Annotated in this window: 16 protein-coding genes; 6 read left to right on the top strand and 10 right to left on the bottom strand. The window is 57.3% G+C overall.

All coding sequences use genetic code 11. The annotated features are described in order from the left end of the window. Window positions 1–74: 74 nt before the first annotated feature. Complete coding sequence (locus tag J9314_RS13465) at window positions 75–1289, bottom strand: PucR family transcriptional regulator (RefSeq protein WP_210602853.1); 1215 nt, start codon at window positions 1287–1289, stop codon at window positions 75–77. 239 nt (window positions 1290–1528) lie between these two features. On the opposite strand from J9314_RS13465, the gene J9314_RS13460 reads away from it, so the two are divergent. Together J9314_RS13460 and J9314_RS13455 are read left to right on the top strand one after the other, a co-directional pair. Next, entirely contained in the window at window positions 1529–2785 is a 1257-nt protein-coding gene (locus tag J9314_RS13460; RefSeq protein WP_210602852.1) for a M24 family metallopeptidase, read from the top strand. A 154-nt stretch (window positions 2786–2939) separates the two neighbouring features. Beyond that, entirely contained in the window at window positions 2940–4481 is a 1542-nt protein-coding gene (locus tag J9314_RS13455; RefSeq protein ID WP_210602850.1) for a BCCT family transporter, read from the top strand. Window positions 4482–4975: 494 nt separating this feature from the next. Here the strand turns inward: J9314_RS13455 and J9314_RS19465 are convergent, their stop codons facing one another. From J9314_RS19465 to J9314_RS13415, 9 genes are all read right to left on the bottom strand, one after another. Further along, window positions 4976–5353 carry a transposase gene (locus J9314_RS19465; protein ID WP_425514162.1) on the bottom strand — a complete coding sequence of 126 codons (378 nt, stop codon included), beginning with the start codon at window positions 5351–5353 and terminating at the stop codon, window positions 4976–4978. Further along, on the bottom strand, window positions 5269–6309 hold the full coding sequence (locus tag J9314_RS13450; protein ID WP_425514185.1) for a transposase: 1041 nt from the start codon (window positions 6307–6309) through the stop codon (window positions 5269–5271). The genes J9314_RS19465 and J9314_RS13450 overlap by 85 nt, the downstream gene beginning before the upstream one ends. A gap of 258 nt (window positions 6310–6567) precedes the next feature. Then, window positions 6568–6777, bottom strand: coding sequence for a RidA family protein (locus J9314_RS13445; protein ID WP_210602848.1), 210 nt, complete (start codon window positions 6775–6777; stop codon window positions 6568–6570). 391 nt (window positions 6778–7168) lie between these two features. Next, window positions 7169–8167 (bottom strand): Ldh family oxidoreductase, encoded by a 999-nt coding sequence (locus tag J9314_RS13440; RefSeq protein WP_210602847.1) that lies wholly within the window; start codon window positions 8165–8167, stop codon window positions 7169–7171. A 4-nt stretch (window positions 8168–8171) separates the two neighbouring features. Further along, window positions 8172–9188: a beta/alpha barrel domain-containing protein gene (locus tag J9314_RS13435; protein WP_210602845.1), complete on the bottom strand. Its 1017-nt coding sequence runs from the start codon at window positions 9186–9188 to the stop codon at window positions 8172–8174. A 10-nt stretch (window positions 9189–9198) separates the two neighbouring features. Beyond that, on the bottom strand, window positions 9199–10851 hold the full coding sequence (locus J9314_RS13430; protein WP_281412332.1) for an AMP-binding protein: 1653 nt from the start codon (window positions 10849–10851) through the stop codon (window positions 9199–9201). 3 nt (window positions 10852–10854) lie between these two features. Then, the gene (locus J9314_RS13425) at window positions 10855–11880 is read right to left on the bottom strand and encodes an LLM class flavin-dependent oxidoreductase (protein WP_210602841.1); all 1026 of its coding nucleotides are present in this window, start codon (window positions 11878–11880) and stop codon (window positions 10855–10857) included. Further along, window positions 11877–13076, bottom strand: coding sequence for a flavin reductase (locus J9314_RS13420; protein ID WP_210602840.1), 1200 nt, complete (start codon window positions 13074–13076; stop codon window positions 11877–11879). The genes J9314_RS13425 and J9314_RS13420 overlap by 4 nt, the downstream gene beginning before the upstream one ends. Before the next feature lie 41 nt (window positions 13077–13117). Then, window positions 13118–13603 (bottom strand): MarR family winged helix-turn-helix transcriptional regulator, encoded by a 486-nt coding sequence (locus J9314_RS13415; protein ID WP_210602839.1) that lies wholly within the window; start codon window positions 13601–13603, stop codon window positions 13118–13120. Window positions 13604–13786: 183 nt separating this feature from the next. Between J9314_RS13415 and J9314_RS13410 the strand changes: the two genes are divergently transcribed. The 4 genes from J9314_RS13410 to J9314_RS13395 all read left to right on the top strand — a co-directional run bounded on the left by J9314_RS13410 (window position 13787) and on the right by J9314_RS13395 (window position 17153). Continuing rightward, window positions 13787–15118, top strand: a complete 1332-nt coding sequence (locus tag J9314_RS13410) for an MFS transporter (protein WP_210602838.1) — start codon at window positions 13787–13789, stop codon at window positions 15116–15118. Between the two features lie 195 nt (window positions 15119–15313). Then, window positions 15314–15715 carry a winged helix-turn-helix transcriptional regulator gene (locus J9314_RS13405; RefSeq protein WP_210602837.1) on the top strand — a complete coding sequence of 134 codons (402 nt, stop codon included), beginning with the start codon at window positions 15314–15316 and terminating at the stop codon, window positions 15713–15715. A 40-nt stretch (window positions 15716–15755) separates the two neighbouring features. After that, entirely contained in the window at window positions 15756–16079 is a 324-nt protein-coding gene (locus tag J9314_RS13400; protein WP_210602835.1) for a YciI family protein, read from the top strand. Window positions 16080–16301: 222 nt separating this feature from the next. Next, complete coding sequence (locus J9314_RS13395; RefSeq protein WP_210602834.1) at window positions 16302–17153, top strand: TIGR03084 family metal-binding protein; 852 nt, start codon at window positions 16302–16304, stop codon at window positions 17151–17153. Window positions 17154–17200: the final 47 nt, after the last annotated feature.

The raw sequence follows: 17200 nt of genomic DNA, 5'->3' as shown, positions 1-17200 counted from the left end.
GATTTGGTGGCTTCAGCACTACTATTTTCCCACGTCAGAGGGACATTTCCTATTCACGACACCATCGTCAGCCATCACCAAAACGGTGGATCAAGGCTAAGTAGACCAGACAGTTGAGCGAGACGTAGTGCTGCATGAACCCCGAAACCATCATTGCCCATGAGGGTCCCGCCAAGTGCCTTTTTGGCTTGGCGCAGGCGATAATACAAGGTTGTCCGGTGCACGTTCAGCGTTGCTGCCGTTTCTTCCACGTCCCCATCGCGTTCAAGGTATGTCAGTAATGTCGACGCGAGCGGCGTCTTGTGCTCCTCGATCAGCGAAGCTACCCCCGCATGTATTGAGGAAACACCGGCCAGGCTCCATTCTGTGTCCAGGAAGAGCCTGTATTCCCCAAGAGAGTCCCAACTCGCCTGGCCTTCCAACCCTGCCACACGCTGGCAGATGCGGGCTGTGAATGCCGCTTGACGGACAGATTTCGAGAAATCATTGACTGAACCCATAGCCCCGCCGACCCCAATAGCACTCACAGATGTTGCATGCAGCATGGCGGACCTGCGTACAACATCGCTGAGAACTGCCAGGCGAGACCTGTCAGCTTCGTCTAGCGAAGTGAGTAGAACGAGTTGGTTATCGCGCGTATATCCGGCTACGTTGTTGCCCTCGGAGAGGCCGATTACGCTGTTTAAGATCGAGTCCAAGGGGAGCGTCTCTGGTTGTGTGTGTGAGACATCAAAGTCAGGTTCGATGCAGACCACGCCTACGTGCAGACGTTCTGAGTCAGCAAGATCATAGTGATCTTCCAGCTGCTGAAAGAGGGTCTCCCTGCGGTCCTTGCCTGCTTCCAAAATCCCTAGTAGAAGTTCGCCGGCATGTGTTGCGTCGCGAAGCTGCTGGTCGTTGTGCTCGACAAGATGAGGCAACAGGTCGGCTGTGGTCTCCACAACTGTCGAGATGTCGTCCTCACTCACTCGTGGGCTCTCATCAATGAGCCAGATTCGGGCAATGATCCGCCCTCCGACTAGAACCGGAACGACGATTCGGGCCATGAGGTTGTAGTCCGCGTTCGCCGGTACCCGCAGAGGATGTCTCGAATGAATGACACCGCAGTCAACGAAATACTTCAGGTGGTGATCTGCGGGTTCCCGGTAGAGAAGAGCCTCCACCCTTGGATCATCGATCTTGCCGAGTTGGGCGCTTGCGGCCAAAGGTCGAAACGCAGAGTCCTCGAGGTAAACCGCACGGCCCAAACGGCTTGCAAGTTCATCAGTTGCTTGTTGCAGAGCGTGCACGTGTCACCTTTCGCCCCTGGAGAGTTGCTTGCCTGCCACCGGAGCGCTTCCAGGTCGACCCATGGCCATGATTCAACAATAGTAGCAAGGCACGCACCTCCAGCCGGTGAAAGTGTGGATTCTTCTCCGATGTACTCGCCGTCGGGCCTCCCTACTATTGACTCTCTGTACGCCTGTTGAACTCAGCCATTGCGATCAGACGATGCCTTGGTTCAACTTCACCGAAGAAAGGACTTCCTATGGCCGAGTTAGATTGGCATGCCGAACGCGCGGATCTCGAAGGAATGGCCCTCCTGGACCGAGAGCCAACCAATGAAGACATCGATATGAAGCAGGTGCGCGGCTATCGATTGAACAGAGTTCGAACCCAAATGAACGAGCTCGGAGTCGATGCCCTAGTAATTTCAGATCCCGTGAACATTCGCTACGCTACGGGCGCGAGAAATATGCAGGTATTCTCAATGCGCAATGCTCCTGCTCGATATCTGCTGCTGACTCAGAACGACTCAATCCTGTACGAGTTCACCGGATGCCTACACTTGGCAAAAGGACTCGAAACCATCGACGAAATTCGTCCGGCGAAGACCGCAAGTTTTGTCGCGGCCGGCCCCTTTATCGGTGCGATGGAGCGACAGTGGGCAAAGGACATGCTCCACGAGATCAACAAATTGGTCGGAAAGGGCGCAACTGTTGGGCTCGAGCGCATGAATGCTGGAGCCGCAATCGAGCTCAACCAGAATGGAGTTCGGGTGGTAGATGCCCAGTATGCACTAGAAATGGCGCGATCGGTGAAATCCGCGGAAGAACTCAAATGCGTCAACGCTTCTCTACGCGCTACGGAACGAGGAGTGCAGGCACTGCGTGATGCCATCCAACCAGGACTCAGCGAGGTAGAGCTTTGGTCTGTGCTACATCAGTCAATAATCGCGCAGGACGGTGACTATATCGAAACGCGACTGCTCAACGCGGGAGAACGCACAAATCCCTGGTTCCAGGAGACTAGCGAAAACATCATCGGACCAAACGAGCTTATCGCGTTGGATACCGATGTGGTTGGTTGCTATGGCTATTACTCTGACTTCTCAAGGTCATTCCACTCGGGCCCGAAGAAGCCTTCAAACGAGCAGAAGACTCTTTACAGAACTGCGCGCGAGCAATTGAAGTACAACACCTCAATCCTGCGGCCCGGAATGAGTTTCCGCGACTACGCGATTGAAGCGTGGGACATTCCAGGCAAATACTACGAAAACAGATACTACCTCTCTGCACATGGTTGTGGAATGACCGGAGAATACCCCTACTTGTATCATACTGGCGATTTCCCGGACGCTGGATACGACGGAGAAATCGTTCCCGGTATGGTCATCTGCGTTGAAAGCTATATTGGATTGGATGGCGGAAACGAAGGGGTCAAACTAGAAGATCAGGTGCTTATTACTGAAACCGGGGTAGAGGTACTGTCACGTTTCCCATTTGAGGAATCATTGCTCAACTGAATAGCGATATTTAGTCCCCAACGGTGAGAACGCGCACCAATCTGCGAATGCGCTAGTTTAACATTCGCAGATCCATGTTTCGAAGGCGAGATGTGGATCTGCGTTGTTAAAACTTGCCTTCTCGCTGCAGCGTAGAAATTAAGGAGGCCTGGTAATGAAGGCACAAGATTCACGAGTATCAATATATGTTCTTCCAATAACCGCACTATTTGTTCTTGTGTTCGTCACATGGAGTATTATATTTCCAAATGTGCTCGACGAAGTCTTGACATCAATCGTCAACGCAATAAGCGGGAACGCGCCATGGTTCTATCTCGTAGCGACAGCCATTTTTGTGATCTTCCTCTGCGCGTTAGCTTTGAGCCGATATGGTCGAGTACGGCTGGGGAAGGATCACGAGGAACCAGAATTTAGTCGAACTTCGTGGTTCGCAATGTTATTCGCGGCGGGAATGGGAATTGGGCTAGTATTCTTCGGAGTAGCTGAACCGGTCTCTCACCTAAATAACCCTCCATATGGGCGTGCTGAAGCGGGAAGCGCAGCCGCAGCGGAACTGGGTATGCGTTACACATTCTTTCACTGGGGGCTCCACCTTTGGGCGGCATACGCTGTTGTCGCGCTATGCATAGCGTATTTTACATTCCGCCTGGGGCGGTCTGGAATGCTCAGTTCAGCATTTCCAGGCCTAATGAACAAGCGCAGTAGCGCGCCAATTGGTGACGTGATCAATATCCTTGGAATACTGTCGACAATGTTCGGGGTCGCCGTTTCCTTTGGCCTCGGGGCACTTCAGATCAACGGTGGACTGAACTATTTATTCGGCGTCCCTGTCAGCCCTATAATGCAGATACTGATAATCGTGGTAATAACTATCGTGTTTACGATATCTGCAATTAGCGGAGTCGCTCGCGGCATCCGCATCCTTAGCAATATTAACATCGTACTTGCGATCGCTCTTATGCTACTGATACTTGTTATAGGCGCTACTGTCTTTTCTTCCAACATATTTTTTGAAACACTCGGTGGATATATCCATAATCTTCTACCGATGAGTCTCGACCAGAACGCTTTTGACCCCGGACAGAGCAAGTGGGCTCAAGATCAGACGTTATTCTATTTCGCGAATGCAATTGCTTGGTCGCCCTTCGTGGGGACTTTCATTGCCAGAGTATCTCGGGGAAGAACGATTCGTGAGTTTGTGATTGTTGTCCTCATCCTTCCAAGCCTCGCGTGCTTCGCCTGGTTTTCTATCTTCGGTGGAACGGCGCTTAATATTGAGCTTGGTGAAGGAGGGGGAATAATTTCGAGAGCTGTAGAGAATGATGTCACCACTGCTTTGTTTATTACTCTTGATCAGTTGCCTTTGTCGACCATTACATCGTTGGTTGCTATCGTCTTGGTCAGTGTGTTCTTTATTACTTCTGCGGATTCCGGTACTTTTGTCCTGGCAAGCATGTCTACCGGGGGTAGTCAGAATCCAAAACTGTTCGTCAAATTGATATGGGCTATTGCGGTGAGCGCTGTTGCGTCTGTTACTCTACTCTCCGGGGGAATTAACGCTTTGCAGAACTTGCCTATTGCGATCGCTTCTCCGTTGACACTAATTGTACTGGCCATGTGTTTTTCCCTTTACCGGACAATGATGAGAGAAGAGCCGAGAGTTTCTACGTTAAATCAGTCTAAAGTTGAAACGTGACTGGAGTGGGAGCAAAAGGACATACAATCAGGGTTCGTTCGTGCTGAGTTGGCTGCTGTCGTTCCTCACTGCTTAGCATTGAATGTTACAGAGGAAAGACACATCGAGAATGAACGTCGCGTACACCCACCGAGCCTGCATCGGGATATTAGTAGTGTACGCGACCCAGACACAGTTCGGGCCAGGAGCTGTGTACTCGCGCTCGACTCGATCGTCCGGCCCACTCCTCAGTCCGTGCTGAGGCTGTCTTCGGACGCTTCCTCTTCCGACGAAGACCGTTGGTGCCCCGCTGGCGCGTCAGCCCCTGAGTTCCGCAACTTTAGCCTTGATCCACCGATTCGCTTGATGGCAAGGGGCTCACTCGGATTCGAGTGCGAACGCGGTGCGAGGGCAGGAAGTAGTGTCCCGGTCTCCCACCGGTCTCTTCCACATAGATGATTCCCCGGGGTCTCCCCCAGACCCTGCGGCGTCGTGCTCGAGCAGGAGCGAATCGGTCAGGACAATGATCGTGTAGGTGGGCTCAGAGCCGCGTGCCAGAGTCGTGCGAATTCCGTCGACCACGGCCACCGTCTCGGCAGGTGCACAATCAGCTTCCTGGCCCGGTGAGCGATCCGGGCCGGGATGCCGATGATCCGTGTCCGCAGCGTCTGAGCGCGCACTTTGCTCATCCGTCCACCGATGAGTCCGGCAGCAGCCCGCAGCAGGTTGTGTGTGATCGCTGCGACTGCTACCCAGGCGGCGTTGGCGTTGAACACCCCAGAGGGCATATGTGCCAGGGCACCGTTCTTCAGCTCCGCATTGATCTGCTCGATGATCGCGTGTCTGCGGTGGATGTGATCAGCAGCGACGGTGTCGAAACGGTCTTTGTCCACCGTGGTGAAGAACGCGTGATAGCGGAACAAGTCGAACAATGGGTCCTGTCCGGCAGTGCGTTTGGTCTCGTTGAGCTCCGGGATGCGGCGGACCACCAAGCGGCCGGCGGCGTGCAGGGACTTCTTCTTCGAGGTGAATGCGGTGAACGGGACCTCGGCGACTTCGGCCTTCGAAATCCAGGCCCTGGTCTCTTCGTCGTAGATCGCTTCGGGGTATTCGATGCCAGTCCATGCGCCGTCGCTGATTGTTCCGATCGCTGCTTTGACCTTCTTGTCCATGCGCACCGTGATCGATACTTCAGCCCGGCATCCCGGGCGGCTTTGGTCACAGTCGAGGAGTAGTACGCCGAATCAGCCCTGACCAGGGGTGGGAGGCCGGAGTTGATTCGGGTCGTGGTGGCCAGAGCGTCGGCGACGAACTTGTCAGCACCCCGGGCTGACGAGGTTGAGCCCTTGCGCAGGCGCTGGCCGACGATGATCTGGCCGGAGTCGCCCGTCGATGCGGTCGCCAACAGTGCGTTGAGGCCACGACTGCCTTGGTAGCCGAATCCAGCTCCCTGCTTCGACGCGGAGTGGACATCGATGACGGTGTCGTCGACATCGACGAACACCATCGCTTGTCCAGTGTCTTCGCTGGCTGGCAGCAGCGGTGTGTGCTCGTTGAGGTTGGTCAGGAATCGGGAAGAGATCGCGTCGAGTTGCCGGACGTGGCCGAAGGCGAACGAGCGCAGGAACGATCCCAGAGTCGAGGGCGCGTAGACACGATCGAAGAGGTGTTGCATGCCGCCGTGGCGGAGGATGTTCATGTCATCGATCGAGTCGGCCCCGGCAGCCATTCCCGCGACCAGGGTAGCCAGTTTCGGTGCAGGGTTCGCGCCCTTGTCGGCTCCGGTGGTGGTCACGGTCAGACGGTCTTCGGCGAGGTCTGGCAGGCCCGCCATCTGGGCGAGGCTCATGATCGGGACGAGCCCGGTAGTGGCCGTCAGGTTCGCATCGTCGAAGGAGTGAGACACAGACGCGGGTGTGTGGTTGAATAGCACCTGAGAGGTGCCCCTTTCTTGAACGGGAATGTTGACTTCGAACATCATCATTTTCCCAGTTCAGAAGGGGCATTTCCATTTCACGCGCGGCTTGATCCGGCTACTCGCATTGGTGGATCAAGGCTAAGACAGATCCGGTACGCAACTGCGCGACTAAAGTTTGCACGCTCCGTTTCAAATGTTCGCCCCCTCGAGGGCGTGGGCAGTGTTGCGTAGAACCTGCTCAACCTGGGTAGAAAGATCGTCGCCGCCAACGTGATTTCCTTCACCGTCGCGAGAGATCTGGCCACTGATGAAGAATTGTCGGCTCCCTGAGGCGATGGCGACATGATCATAAGGTGTGTGAGGCTGCAGCCCTTCAGGGGTAAAGCGGTGCACTGACATTGGTGAGCTCCTTCTTGAGAGACGGGGGTCCTCTATTGAAGTCTGGTCACCCGTGGATACTGCAGGGAGACGTAGTTTCGGCAACGATACTTCGAAGGTCTTTTCGAAACACTCAATGAACAGCGCAGTCAGGAGAGATCTGAACAAGAATCGATCTTTCTGTATCTTGGGACGCGGCGTGAGGTGCACCGCGCTGGCTCTCGCCCGATGATCTGTTCGTAAGAGCTGCTTTGAACCTCGGTGCGGAGCATCGCAAGTATTCACGGGGGCTCTTAGCTCCATCATGCATGTCATAAGGCGGCGTCAAGATACTCGTTTGTACCGAGAGTGGTGCCGCGACCTCGCGTGAACTGGCAACGAGGCTGTAGCGTCTCGGGGATCTAGACTTCAACTAATCGACCAGGCTCGTCAGAGCTTCGACAACGACGCTGTCGACGTCGATTGAGCCCCGTTCCCGCGCGGCTTCGCGCTGTCTGCGTGACCTGTCGAACGGCACCCTGACAGGTGGGCCCTCACGTTCCGGTCGCGCGGTTCGTATTCTCTCTGCGTGCTCGGCGACGTTGTGTTTGTATTCGTCGCGGTCTCTCAGCAGTTCGGGATCGATGAGAATGAGGAGGAATCCGAGGTCGCCTATCGTCTGCGTTGGTATTGCTGGTGATCCGGTCATCATTCCCATCAGATGAATTGCTAGGGAGAGTCCGGATCCTCGGTGTCCGCCCCAGGTCGCCAGCGCTCCTTCCAGCGCCTCACTCGGTGATGTCGTAGGTGTGCCGTCTGCTGCCCACGCCATCCCGTGAGGAAGGTCTCGGCCATGTCTTTCAGCCAATTTGACCTCGGCGTGTACCAGAGCAGAGGTGCCGACGTCCCAGATGACCGGGGCCTCGGAACTGGGGAACCCGAAACCGATCGGATTGGTCCCCAGCAGCCCCTCGGTGGAACCGTATGGTGCCACGAAAGTTCCAGCGTTGCCGGCAGCCATACCGACGTACCCTGCGTGTGTTACCTGCTCCAGATACCAGCTGAACATGCCTGTGTACCAGGTGTTGTTCGCCCCGACGATGCATAAACCGGTCTCAGCCGCGAGCTCCAGTGCGAGTTCGGTCGCTCGTTGAGCAACGACATAGCCGATTCTGTCTCCTCCGTCGAGGGTTGCGGACAGTCCAGTGCGTCGTATGACTGAGATTTCTCCAGGCGTGGGCGAGGAAGCGATTCGTTCTGTGATGGATACTGCTCGAGCCAGCCCTCCATAGGCTAGGCCGCGCAGCTCACAGTCGATGAGGTGATCGACCGTGATTGCTATATCGGCGTCAGGCAATCCTGCAGACCGAAATGCATCGGCCGCGAGTGTTCGCGCCTCAGTGAGTGTCAACGTGGTGGTCTTTGCGGGCATAGCGTTATCCTGCCTTTCCGACGGAGGCCGGAGACTGCCAAGTGAAGTCTGCGGACGGTCTTTCGTTTGAGGCATTGGGGACAGGGCCGATGCGGCGGCTGAAACCTGGTGAAGGCACGCCGACCTCATCTGCCCACCACCTGGAAGTCTCGATTAGGGATGAAAGGTCAATCCCAGTTCTTACACCCATGCGTTCGAGAATCAGGACGACGTCTTCGCTACAGGTGCCGCCTCCCGGGTAGTTGGGCATGGCCGGATGCCCCCCGGACCCCCCGAGAGAGACATCGATATTGGCGATCCCAAGTCGGGCGAGCTCAACCGCGTTTGCAACGCCCATTCCACGTCCGTCATGGACCTGAACAGTGATACGATCCGCGACGTTGTGTTCAAAAGCGGCGGTGATTAGCTGTGTCATTTGCAGCGGAGAGGCGTAACCGCTCGAGTCTGCGAGAATCCATTCACTCACTCCCGCGTCGGAGAGCATCGGTGCCATGTTGTTGATGAGTTCGGGGCCTCGGGGTGGTCCGCTGGGTCCGCCCCAAGCGAAGATCAGGTACGTGCCGATCGTGACGCCCGAGCCTGCTGCGATTCTCCTCAGTTTTGCAAGCTGCTCAATGGACTCTGCCGTCGTCATCCCCGTGTTGGCCCTAGAGAACCCCTCATCTGCTGACAGCAGGAACCAGGCATAGTCGACTCCAGCGTCGATTGCTCGCCTGAGGCCGCGTTCGTTGCCGACGCAGCAGTGCCATTGAGTTCCGTAGGAGCGGTCGACGCGTTGCATCACCTGCTCGGCATCGGCTAGACCCGGTACGAGATCGGGGCGGACGAACGAGGTCGCTTCAATGGCTTGAATCCCTGCGGCGCTCAGCCGGTCAATGAGTTCGACCTTAATGGGCGTTGGGACTGTGTGGGCCTGACAGCCGAGCCGGGGCGCGATGTCCTTCAGCCGAACGTCCGTCGATGGCCCTTCGCTTGCCGATTTGGGACGTGGCGATGTCACTGGATTGTTATCAGAGTTCATGGTCAGATCCTCAGATCACTCGGGTTGGTTTGCGACCGGCGGCGTGCGAATCCCATGTCAGATCGGTAACTCCTCCGGACCGCAGCTCGGCCTTGCGGATCTTGCCGGTGGGAGTCCGCGGGAGGTCCGCGAGCACTCGAAAGTAACGTGGCACCATGAAGTGGGGGAGTCGCTGATCACAGTGCTCGTACAGTGCATCCAAATTGAGATTGTCGGGGTTATCGGTTCCGATCACCGCCAGAACTTCGTCCTCACCGAGCTCAGAGGGCGTGCCCACCGCTGCTGCCTCGGTGATGCCGGGGAACGACAGCAGCACCGACTCGACTTCGTACGAGGAGATGTTCTCGCCTCGGCGACGCAGAGCATCCTTCTTTCTGTCGACGAAGTAGTAGAAGCCGTCGTCGTCGGCATACCCCAAGTCGCCGGTTCGCCACCACAGGTCGCGCATTGATGCAATGGTCGCCTCGGGGTCGGCGAGGTAGTGGGTGTACATGACGCCTGAGGTTCGTGGCCGGTAGACGATCTCGCCAACTGCGCCCGGGGCCAGCGGCTCTCCGTTCTCACCTTGAATCTGAAGCTCGGTGGTTCTGGTGGGCTTGCCGATTGATCCGATCTTGCGACCGGTGAGGGGGTTGTACGTGACGTTCTTGATTTCGCTGAGACCGTAGCCTTCCACGATGTGAAGATCGAATCGGTCTTCGAACGGCATGAGGACTTCTGGCGGAGCCGGGGCGGCAAAGACTTTGCGGACGGGATTGTCGCGATCATCCTCACGACGTGGTTGGGCCAGGAGCATGGGCAGCACAGAGCCCAGGGCGTTGAACATCGTGATGCCATTGGCCTTCACATCTGTCCAGAACCGGCTGGCGCTGAAGCGATCGCCGATGACAACGGTAGCTCCTGCGTAGATGCTGTGGAGGGTGATGTTGAGCAGGGCCGCGCCGTGGAACAGGGGCAGGCACGTGTAAAGTCTGTCCCAATTTTGAGTCTCCATCGCTTCGACGTTCTCCCGTGCGGCGACGGTGAGCATCTGGTGCGGGCACACCACGCCCTTGCTACGACCAGTAGTACCTGAGGTCAGGGCGATCATGGCCACATCGTGCGGATTCAGCTCAGGCGCAGAATAGTCTGCGTTGGCTTGCTTCTCCAGGTCACTCCACCCAATCACTCTCGGAACGGACGAGTCGTTTTCCATCGGTGCAGTTGCTGGTTCGGAAGAATTGATACAGACGACGTGCACAGGGTGCGCGAGCTCAGCTGTGACTTCCTCGAGCGCGGGCAGAAACGCCGGTTGGGTGATAATTACTCGGGCAGATGTTAGCTGCAGTGCGTGGAGGAGGAACGTGCCCTTATACGCAGTGTTGACTGGTACGCAGACGAACCCGCCGCGAGCCGCACCGGCCCATGCGGCGATCCACTCGATGCGGTTTCGCATCAGAATGGCGACGCTGTCGCCGACTTCTAGGCCGAGTCCGGTGAGGCCTGCTGCGACTCTGTAGGCGGTGAGGTCGAGTTCACCGTACGTCATGGATCCGGTTGGAGTCACGATGGCCGATTTGTCAGGGTGGCCGGCTGCTCTGCGTGCGATGAGCCCACCGACAGTGCCCCCGCCGAGGTCATTGAGTCTGCGGTTGTTCGTGCTCAGCGTCTTCGTTGACGGCATCTGTCATAGGCCTTTCTTGACTTCGGAGACGAATTCCTCGATTGATGGATCCCACGCTGCTTCGACGCCGGTAGTGAACAAAAAGGCATCGATTCCAAGCTCACGGTAGCTCTTCAGAGTGGAGTACACCCGATCGTAGGAGCCGACCAGTGCCTGTGAGTTCGCGAAGCCACCCAAGAGCTTAGTGAGACCGGTCCAGAAGCAGTCATCATGGAGCTCTTCATCGGTTAACGCAAGTGCGCGCTGGCGGCCGACGGATGTGTCGCCCTTTGACGACCGCAGGAACCGATTTGTGCCTTGTGCTTCGCTGATCTCGTGTTCCGCGGCGCGGGCCAGTTGCCAAGCTTGGTCATCGGTCTCTGCAACGAAGAGGCGGAGGTTGATTGAGTATCGCATGTTCCTTTGGTGTTCTTCGGCTGCTCGGTTGACCCGTTTGATCCGTTCCTCAGTACCTGCCAGCGGCTCGCCCCACAGCATGTAGAGGTCAGCGTGCTTTGCTCCGAACTCGACGGCATCGTCGCTGTCTCCACCCATGAAGATGGGAACCTGTCCTTGGTAAGGGCGGGTCTGCAGGGAGACTCCGGAGGCCGAATAGAACTCGCCTTCGTGGTCAAAAGGTTCGGCGCTTGTCCAGGAACGCCGGACGACGTCGAGATACTCGGTAGCTCGCCGATACCGATCGGCCTTCGGCAGCGAGTCTCCCTCTCTCTGCAGATCTTTATCGCTTCCGCCGACAACCACGTTGATAGCAAGCCGACCTCGAGACACTACGTCGAGCGACGCGAAGTATCGGGCTGCCGCTGTTGGCGGCATCACTCCGGGACGGTGGGCGAGGATGGGGGAGAAGCGAGATGTGCGTCCCAGCGCATAGGGGACAACCGCGTGGTTATGGGGCCAGACAGAGGAATAGCCGATGAGGACTCGATCGACCACGTCTGATTTGTCGAGGGCGTCGATTCTGTCGTGAAATGCCTCGGGGTCGATTTCACCGCCGACTAGCGGCTGGGCTCCTGTGAAGATCTCTGTCATGATGCGTCCTTCGGGTTGATGACTTCGCTCGCATGTGCCGCGAGCGTCTGGAGTCGGTTGACGATGAGCTTCAGGCCATCCGTCGTTGTGGTGGGTGGGAGTCCATATGCGGTGAAGACGACCTGTGCAGTTTCATTGGTGTCCAGCACCGGGACCGCTACGGTGCGTAATGGTGGAGCGTGGTTGCCCGCGCCGGAATTGCTGTGCAGGTCGGGTTCGTAGAGTGGACTGCTCGGGTCCAGCATCTGTTCTACCTCGGCGATCTCATCACCGCCCGGGCCGGTGAGAGGTAGCTTGGCAAGGGCGCGTTCGAGTTCTGAAAAGGGTGTTCCGTCGCTCAGGCTTGCCGACCAGCCTCGTTCTCGGACTCGCTCGACCAGTGATGCGGCGTATTCCCTCTGTGCGCCTGGTACTTGGCGGATCCACTCTGCTGGTTCCGACCACGCTGCGAAGGCAGCCCCCAAAGGAGGGGTATATGGCATGCGTTGGCCGATCCGAGTTGGGAGTCTGTCTGGGTCTGGGTGCCCACTGGTGGCAAGGGCGACGATTTCATTGCGCAGCAGCGCCGTGGCCACGACTTCGCCGCCGACAGCGTGTGAAGCCTCGACCATTTCTTCTCGGACGGCATCGACGACGCGCAAGTGAGTAATCAGATCGGTTTCACCACTGGCAGTCAGCGACGGCGAGGAGACTCTGCCGTATCCTCCCTGGAAGTACAGGAGGGGCGACGAGGATCGATCGATTGCGAGATCCTCAACGTGACCGACAACAATGTAGTGGTCGCCTTCGTCATGCACCGAAACGATCGTGCAGTCGATCCAAGCGACCGCGCCGTGAAGTACCGGAGCCCCTGTCTGTTCTGTCCGCCAATCGACTCCGTGGAACTTGTCGCCGCCCTTGACCGCCAATTGTCGAGAGATTCCTTCTTGGTCGGCGGCGAGGACGTTGACGCAAAAGCTTCCGGATTCACGGAGTGCCGCGAACGTCGTCGAGGTCTTCATCGGCATGAAGGCCACCAATGGAGGATCGAGTGAGACAGAAGTGAAAGACGTGGCGACCATACCCACTGGTGCGCCGTCAGATGCTCGTCCTGTGATGCCGACGACACCGGCAGGGTAGTGGCCAAGTACGTTTCGGTAGAAGGCTTGGTCGGTTGCTCTTTGGGGCGGCTGTTGCGCCCTTTTGTTTATCAGCATGCTTATACGCTAGCGCTGACCGGTCAGTTATGCAAGCATGCTTACATTCGAGGTTGTTCGAGCTCCTGAATGTCAGCCTCGACGGCGCGGGCGCTGTCGCGCAGTGCTCTGACCATGACGGATAGGTCGATGCCGTCGAGATTCTTCGCGATGGCATCGTTAACCTTGAGGACCTCGATATCCATGTCGCGAAGTGTCGACCGGCCGTGGTCGGTAAGAGTCAATGACATGGCGCGTTCATTGTTCGGGCTCACGGCGCGATCGAGATATCCGAGTTTGACGAGATTGGTGACAATGCGCGTCATTGTCTGAGGTTTAACGAAGCAGCGCCGGGACAATTGAGCCAATGACAGGTGGGGTCGGCTGTCGAGGACGCGCAAGGCCGCATACCCGGAAAGGGTCAGTTTCCATGGCGCGAGTCGCAGACTGCCAATCTTTGCCGTGGCTCGTTCGAGACGAAAGACGGCGTCGACGAGATACGTCAGGTCCTCGTCGTATGGTTCGGTGGATTCTTCATCTTTAGACACACGTCGAGCATAGGGGCGGGGCGTGCTCGGGCGCTACATCATTGCGGCGAGGCGTGGAGCAGGCGTGATTGGCGGACTATGTAAGCATGCGTATAAGCATGCTTGCAAAACTCGGCATTGGACCCTACTCTTGAAATCGTCCTCATCGGCGAGGGCGTCAGTCATTCGAAAGGAACCCGCACTATGGCTCTTCCCGAGATCAACCTGCAAAGACAACGCCGGACCTCACGTGCCAGTGTGGCCGCAGCAGTCGGTAACACCATTGAAACTTACGAGTACGCTTCGTTCGGCTTCCTGGCCACAGTTTTGGCATCGGTGTTCTTCCCGAAGGAGTCGTCGACGGCAGCGCTCCTGTCCACGTTTGCCGTCTTCGGCACCGCCTTTCTCGTCCGGCCGCTTGGATCTGTCTTCTTCGGCATCCTCACAGACCGACTTGGTCGCAAACCCGTGCTCGTCGTCACCGTCGTGGGTATGTCAGCGATGACTGGACTGATCGGTCTTCTGCCGACACCAGAAAGCATAGGAATCACAGCTACGGTCCTCTTGGTGCTCTTGCGTATCACCCAAGGACTGATGGTCGGAGGCGAATACACAACCGCTGTCATCTACGCGACGGAGTTCGCCCCCGCCCACCGGCGTCCTGAAATGGCGAGTCGTGTGCAGGTGGGTAGCGTTGTCGGTTTGCTCCTCGCAGCACTGGTCGTCGTCGGGCTCAGCGCGAACCTCAGTCCAGATCAGATGCATGACTGGGGCTGGCGCGTGCCCTTCCTGCTGGGTCTCCCGCTCGGAGCCATCGGACTCTACTTGCGGGCTCAACTTGGTGAGACGCCTGAATTTGAAGAAGTTAAGATCGAGGCGCGCGAAGGGGAAGACCCGCCGATTCGAACTGCGACAACCATAGACCCGACGAGCAAAAGCTTCTGGCACCACGGACGAGAGATCTTCCTCATCGCAGGCGTGGCTGTATTGCACACGATCGGCTTCTACATGACCTATACATACATGCAATCGCTTCTCGCCCAACTCGGCCTCGGCTTGTTCGAAAGCACGGCGGTCATCGTCGTCGCATTGTTCGTGGGGGTCGTTGCAGTCATCAGCGGTGGTCTCTTGTCCAATCGGATCGGCGCGCGTCGAGTGCTTCTGCTCTCCTCGGCCAGTACGTTGTTTGTCGCCTGGCCCCTATGGGACCGAATTGTTGCAAGTGGAGAATCCGGATCCATGGGAGTCATCGTCTTATGCGTCGCACTCGTCTCCGGTCTGCCGGCGTTATACGCCTCCTCCACCCCGGTTGTATACGGAACGCTCGCCGGTGTTGCACGAAGGGGAGTCGTGACCGCTGTGGCGTACGGAGTGACTGTCAGCCTCCTCGGCGGTGCCATTTCGTTTGTCGCGCAGTGGATCGTCAACGAAACGGGAGACCCTCGATCGCCGGCGTTGCTCCTCATGGCTGCCGCGTTGATCTCAGGCATCGCTGCATTCAACCTGCCGAAATCAGTGGGAGGCAGTCAACAGTAGCGCAGCCGCCGATTTCAAACTCGCCAGAACAGGGCTTGCTAGCATGGAACTTGTTCAGCTGTCTCTCGTCTGTCGGGTTCGGTGGCTCAGCTCGATCGCGCGCATATGGATCGTGAGCGCGCACAAGGTGACATACTTCGGCTCGTTAGCCGAACTGCCCGAAATTTGTACTGACCAGAGAGGATTAGTGGCTCCGTGACGGGTACCTCCTCTGACCAGGCGGCCTCAGCTAAGGCGGGCGACGAACTGCGGATCGATGCTCCTCACCGCGAACTTCTCGACCAAGTCCACGACAGATGGTCGCTGAGCGTGCTGAACGAACTATGCGAACGTCCCAGCCGCTTCAATGCGCTTCGCCGCGCTATCCCTCAGGTGTCGCAGAAGTCTCTGACGGCAACACTGAGGCGTCTGGAACGAAACGGAGTGGTCGAGCCCGAGATCGTCTCAACACGTCCAGTAGCCGTCATCTACCGAATCACGCCGCTGGGCAAAACTCTCCGTGACCCTATCGATGTGCTCCTGGCGTGGGCAGACGACCACTTATCCAACATCCAGCGCGCTCGAGAAGCCTTCGATGACGCTCTTGACGGTGTTTAACAGTGCGAATATTCGCCCAAAGTGTGAAAAGGAGAAGGACATGAGTATTTTCATTGTGAGGTTAGAGCACCCTGACGAGGCTGGGTGGCAAGAATGGGTTGGTCCTCATGTTGAATGGGTACGCGAGCATGTCGCCGCCGGTACGATCATTGCTTCCGGACCCTCAGTGGGAACCGATATTCGACAGGGATGGCTCGTGATGCGGGCCGTGGATGAACCCGAGCTTCGCCAGTACTTGGCCTCCGATCCATTCTGGCAACATGGCATCGTGGAGAATCTTCTCATCGTAGAATGGGATCCGATCTTCGGGGAGCTCGATCGATTGTCGAGCTCTCCAGGGGGCGTTCCCTCGTTCGGCGAATAGGCCGTATTGAGATGTTAAGACTCTCAGCGAGCTGCGAGCGACGGCTCTGCCAATTGTTGCTATCAGAAACTCCTCGATTCATACCCGTCACCAGCGTCCAGGTGATCGGTGATGGCACTGTCGCGCGCAGGGAAATCAACGGACTCGCGGCAACTGAGATGTCCATCTCGGCAAGATTGCTGATGGGTGACTGCGAGTTTTCGCAGGGGAGAGGAAGACGGTGTGGCAGACAGGGTGACTAAAGCGACTATCGTTCGAGAACTGTGCATTGACCTCGCGGAGGAGCAGCATCGACTTCGCGAAGTGCTCAATGGCCTCGGTGAGTCCGACTGGGCAAGGCTAACGCCGGCAGAGCACTGGACGATTCACGATCAGATTGCGCATCTCGCGCACTTCGACTTCATCACGCGCCTGGCGGTCGTGCAGCCCAACCGGTTCATCGCCATTCGCGACACGATTGTTGACTTGCAGACTTATGTCGACCTCATAGGCCCTGCAAATCTATCCCGGACGGGTGAGGATATGCAACGCTGGTGGTGCGTGGAATCATCGAAGCTGGTCGACGTAATCAAAACAGCGGACCCGGGCACGCGAGTTCCTTGGTTTGGTCCTCAAATGAGCCTCCCGACGAAAATAACGGCTCGCATCATGGAAACTTGGGCCCACGGTCAGGACATCAGAGACGCTCTCAAAGTGCCTCCATCGCCCTCGTCCAATCTCGCCCACATCGCCAGAATCGGTGTGCTTGCTTTTCCCAACAGCTTTGCGGTGCGCGGAATCGACGTGCCGACTGCCGCTGTTCGAGTCGAGCTTGAGCTTGGCGACGGAACGGTATGGACAGCGGGACCTGACCACGCGACAGAGACGGTGACCGGGCCGATCGAAGACTTCTGCCTCGTTGTCACCCAACGACGGCACATCGCCGATACTGCACTTAGAACTGAGGGACTGACAGCTTCGAGATGGATGAGAATCGCTCAGGCATTCGCGGGACCTCCCGGATCCGGGCGCGCGCCTGGTCAATTCGCAGCGCCACATAGAATCTCAACTGCTAGGAACCAAACCGCAGACTGATCATGACTGCGAACGTGGTGGCGCAACGAGAAGTAGCATCGCGCGAG

It is taken from the genome of Brevibacterium oceani, from assembly GCF_017948325.1.
In the GTDB taxonomy this organism is placed as follows: Bacteria; Actinomycetota; Actinomycetes; order Actinomycetales; family Brevibacteriaceae; genus Brevibacterium; species Brevibacterium oceani.
This window is presented reverse-complemented; position numbering and strand designations above follow the sequence as displayed.

Bases quoted from the DNA above. Each gene is read 5' to 3' on its own strand.
- J9314_RS13460 (WP_210602852.1), top strand. From the start codon at position 1,529: ATGGCCGAGTTAGATTGGCATGCCGAACGCGCGGATCTCGAAGGAATG.
- J9314_RS13455 (WP_210602850.1), top strand. From the start codon at position 2,940: ATGAAGGCACAAGATTCACGAGTATCAATATATGTTCTTCCAATAACC.
- J9314_RS13450 (WP_425514185.1), bottom strand. From the start codon at position 6,309: ATGAGCCTCGCCCAGATGGCGGGCCTGCCAGACCTCGCCGAAGACCGT.
- J9314_RS13445 (WP_210602848.1), bottom strand. From the start codon at position 6,777: ATGTCAGTGCACCGCTTTACCCCTGAAGGGCTGCAGCCTCACACACCT.
- J9314_RS13440 (WP_210602847.1), bottom strand. From the start codon at position 8,167: ATGCCCGCAAAGACCACCACGTTGACACTCACTGAGGCGCGAACACTC.
- J9314_RS13435 (WP_210602845.1), bottom strand. From the start codon at position 9,188: ATGAACTCTGATAACAATCCAGTGACATCGCCACGTCCCAAATCGGCA.
- J9314_RS13430 (WP_281412332.1), bottom strand. From the start codon at position 10,851: ATGCCGTCAACGAAGACGCTGAGCACGAACAACCGCAGACTCAATGAC.
- J9314_RS13425 (WP_210602841.1), bottom strand. From the start codon at position 11,880: ATGACAGAGATCTTCACAGGAGCCCAGCCGCTAGTCGGCGGTGAAATC.
- J9314_RS13420 (WP_210602840.1), bottom strand. From the start codon at position 13,076: ATGCTGATAAACAAAAGGGCGCAACAGCCGCCCCAAAGAGCAACCGAC.
- J9314_RS13410 (WP_210602838.1), top strand. From the start codon at position 13,787: ATGGCTCTTCCCGAGATCAACCTGCAAAGACAACGCCGGACCTCACGT.
- J9314_RS13400 (WP_210602835.1), top strand. From the start codon at position 15,756: ATGAGTATTTTCATTGTGAGGTTAGAGCACCCTGACGAGGCTGGGTGG.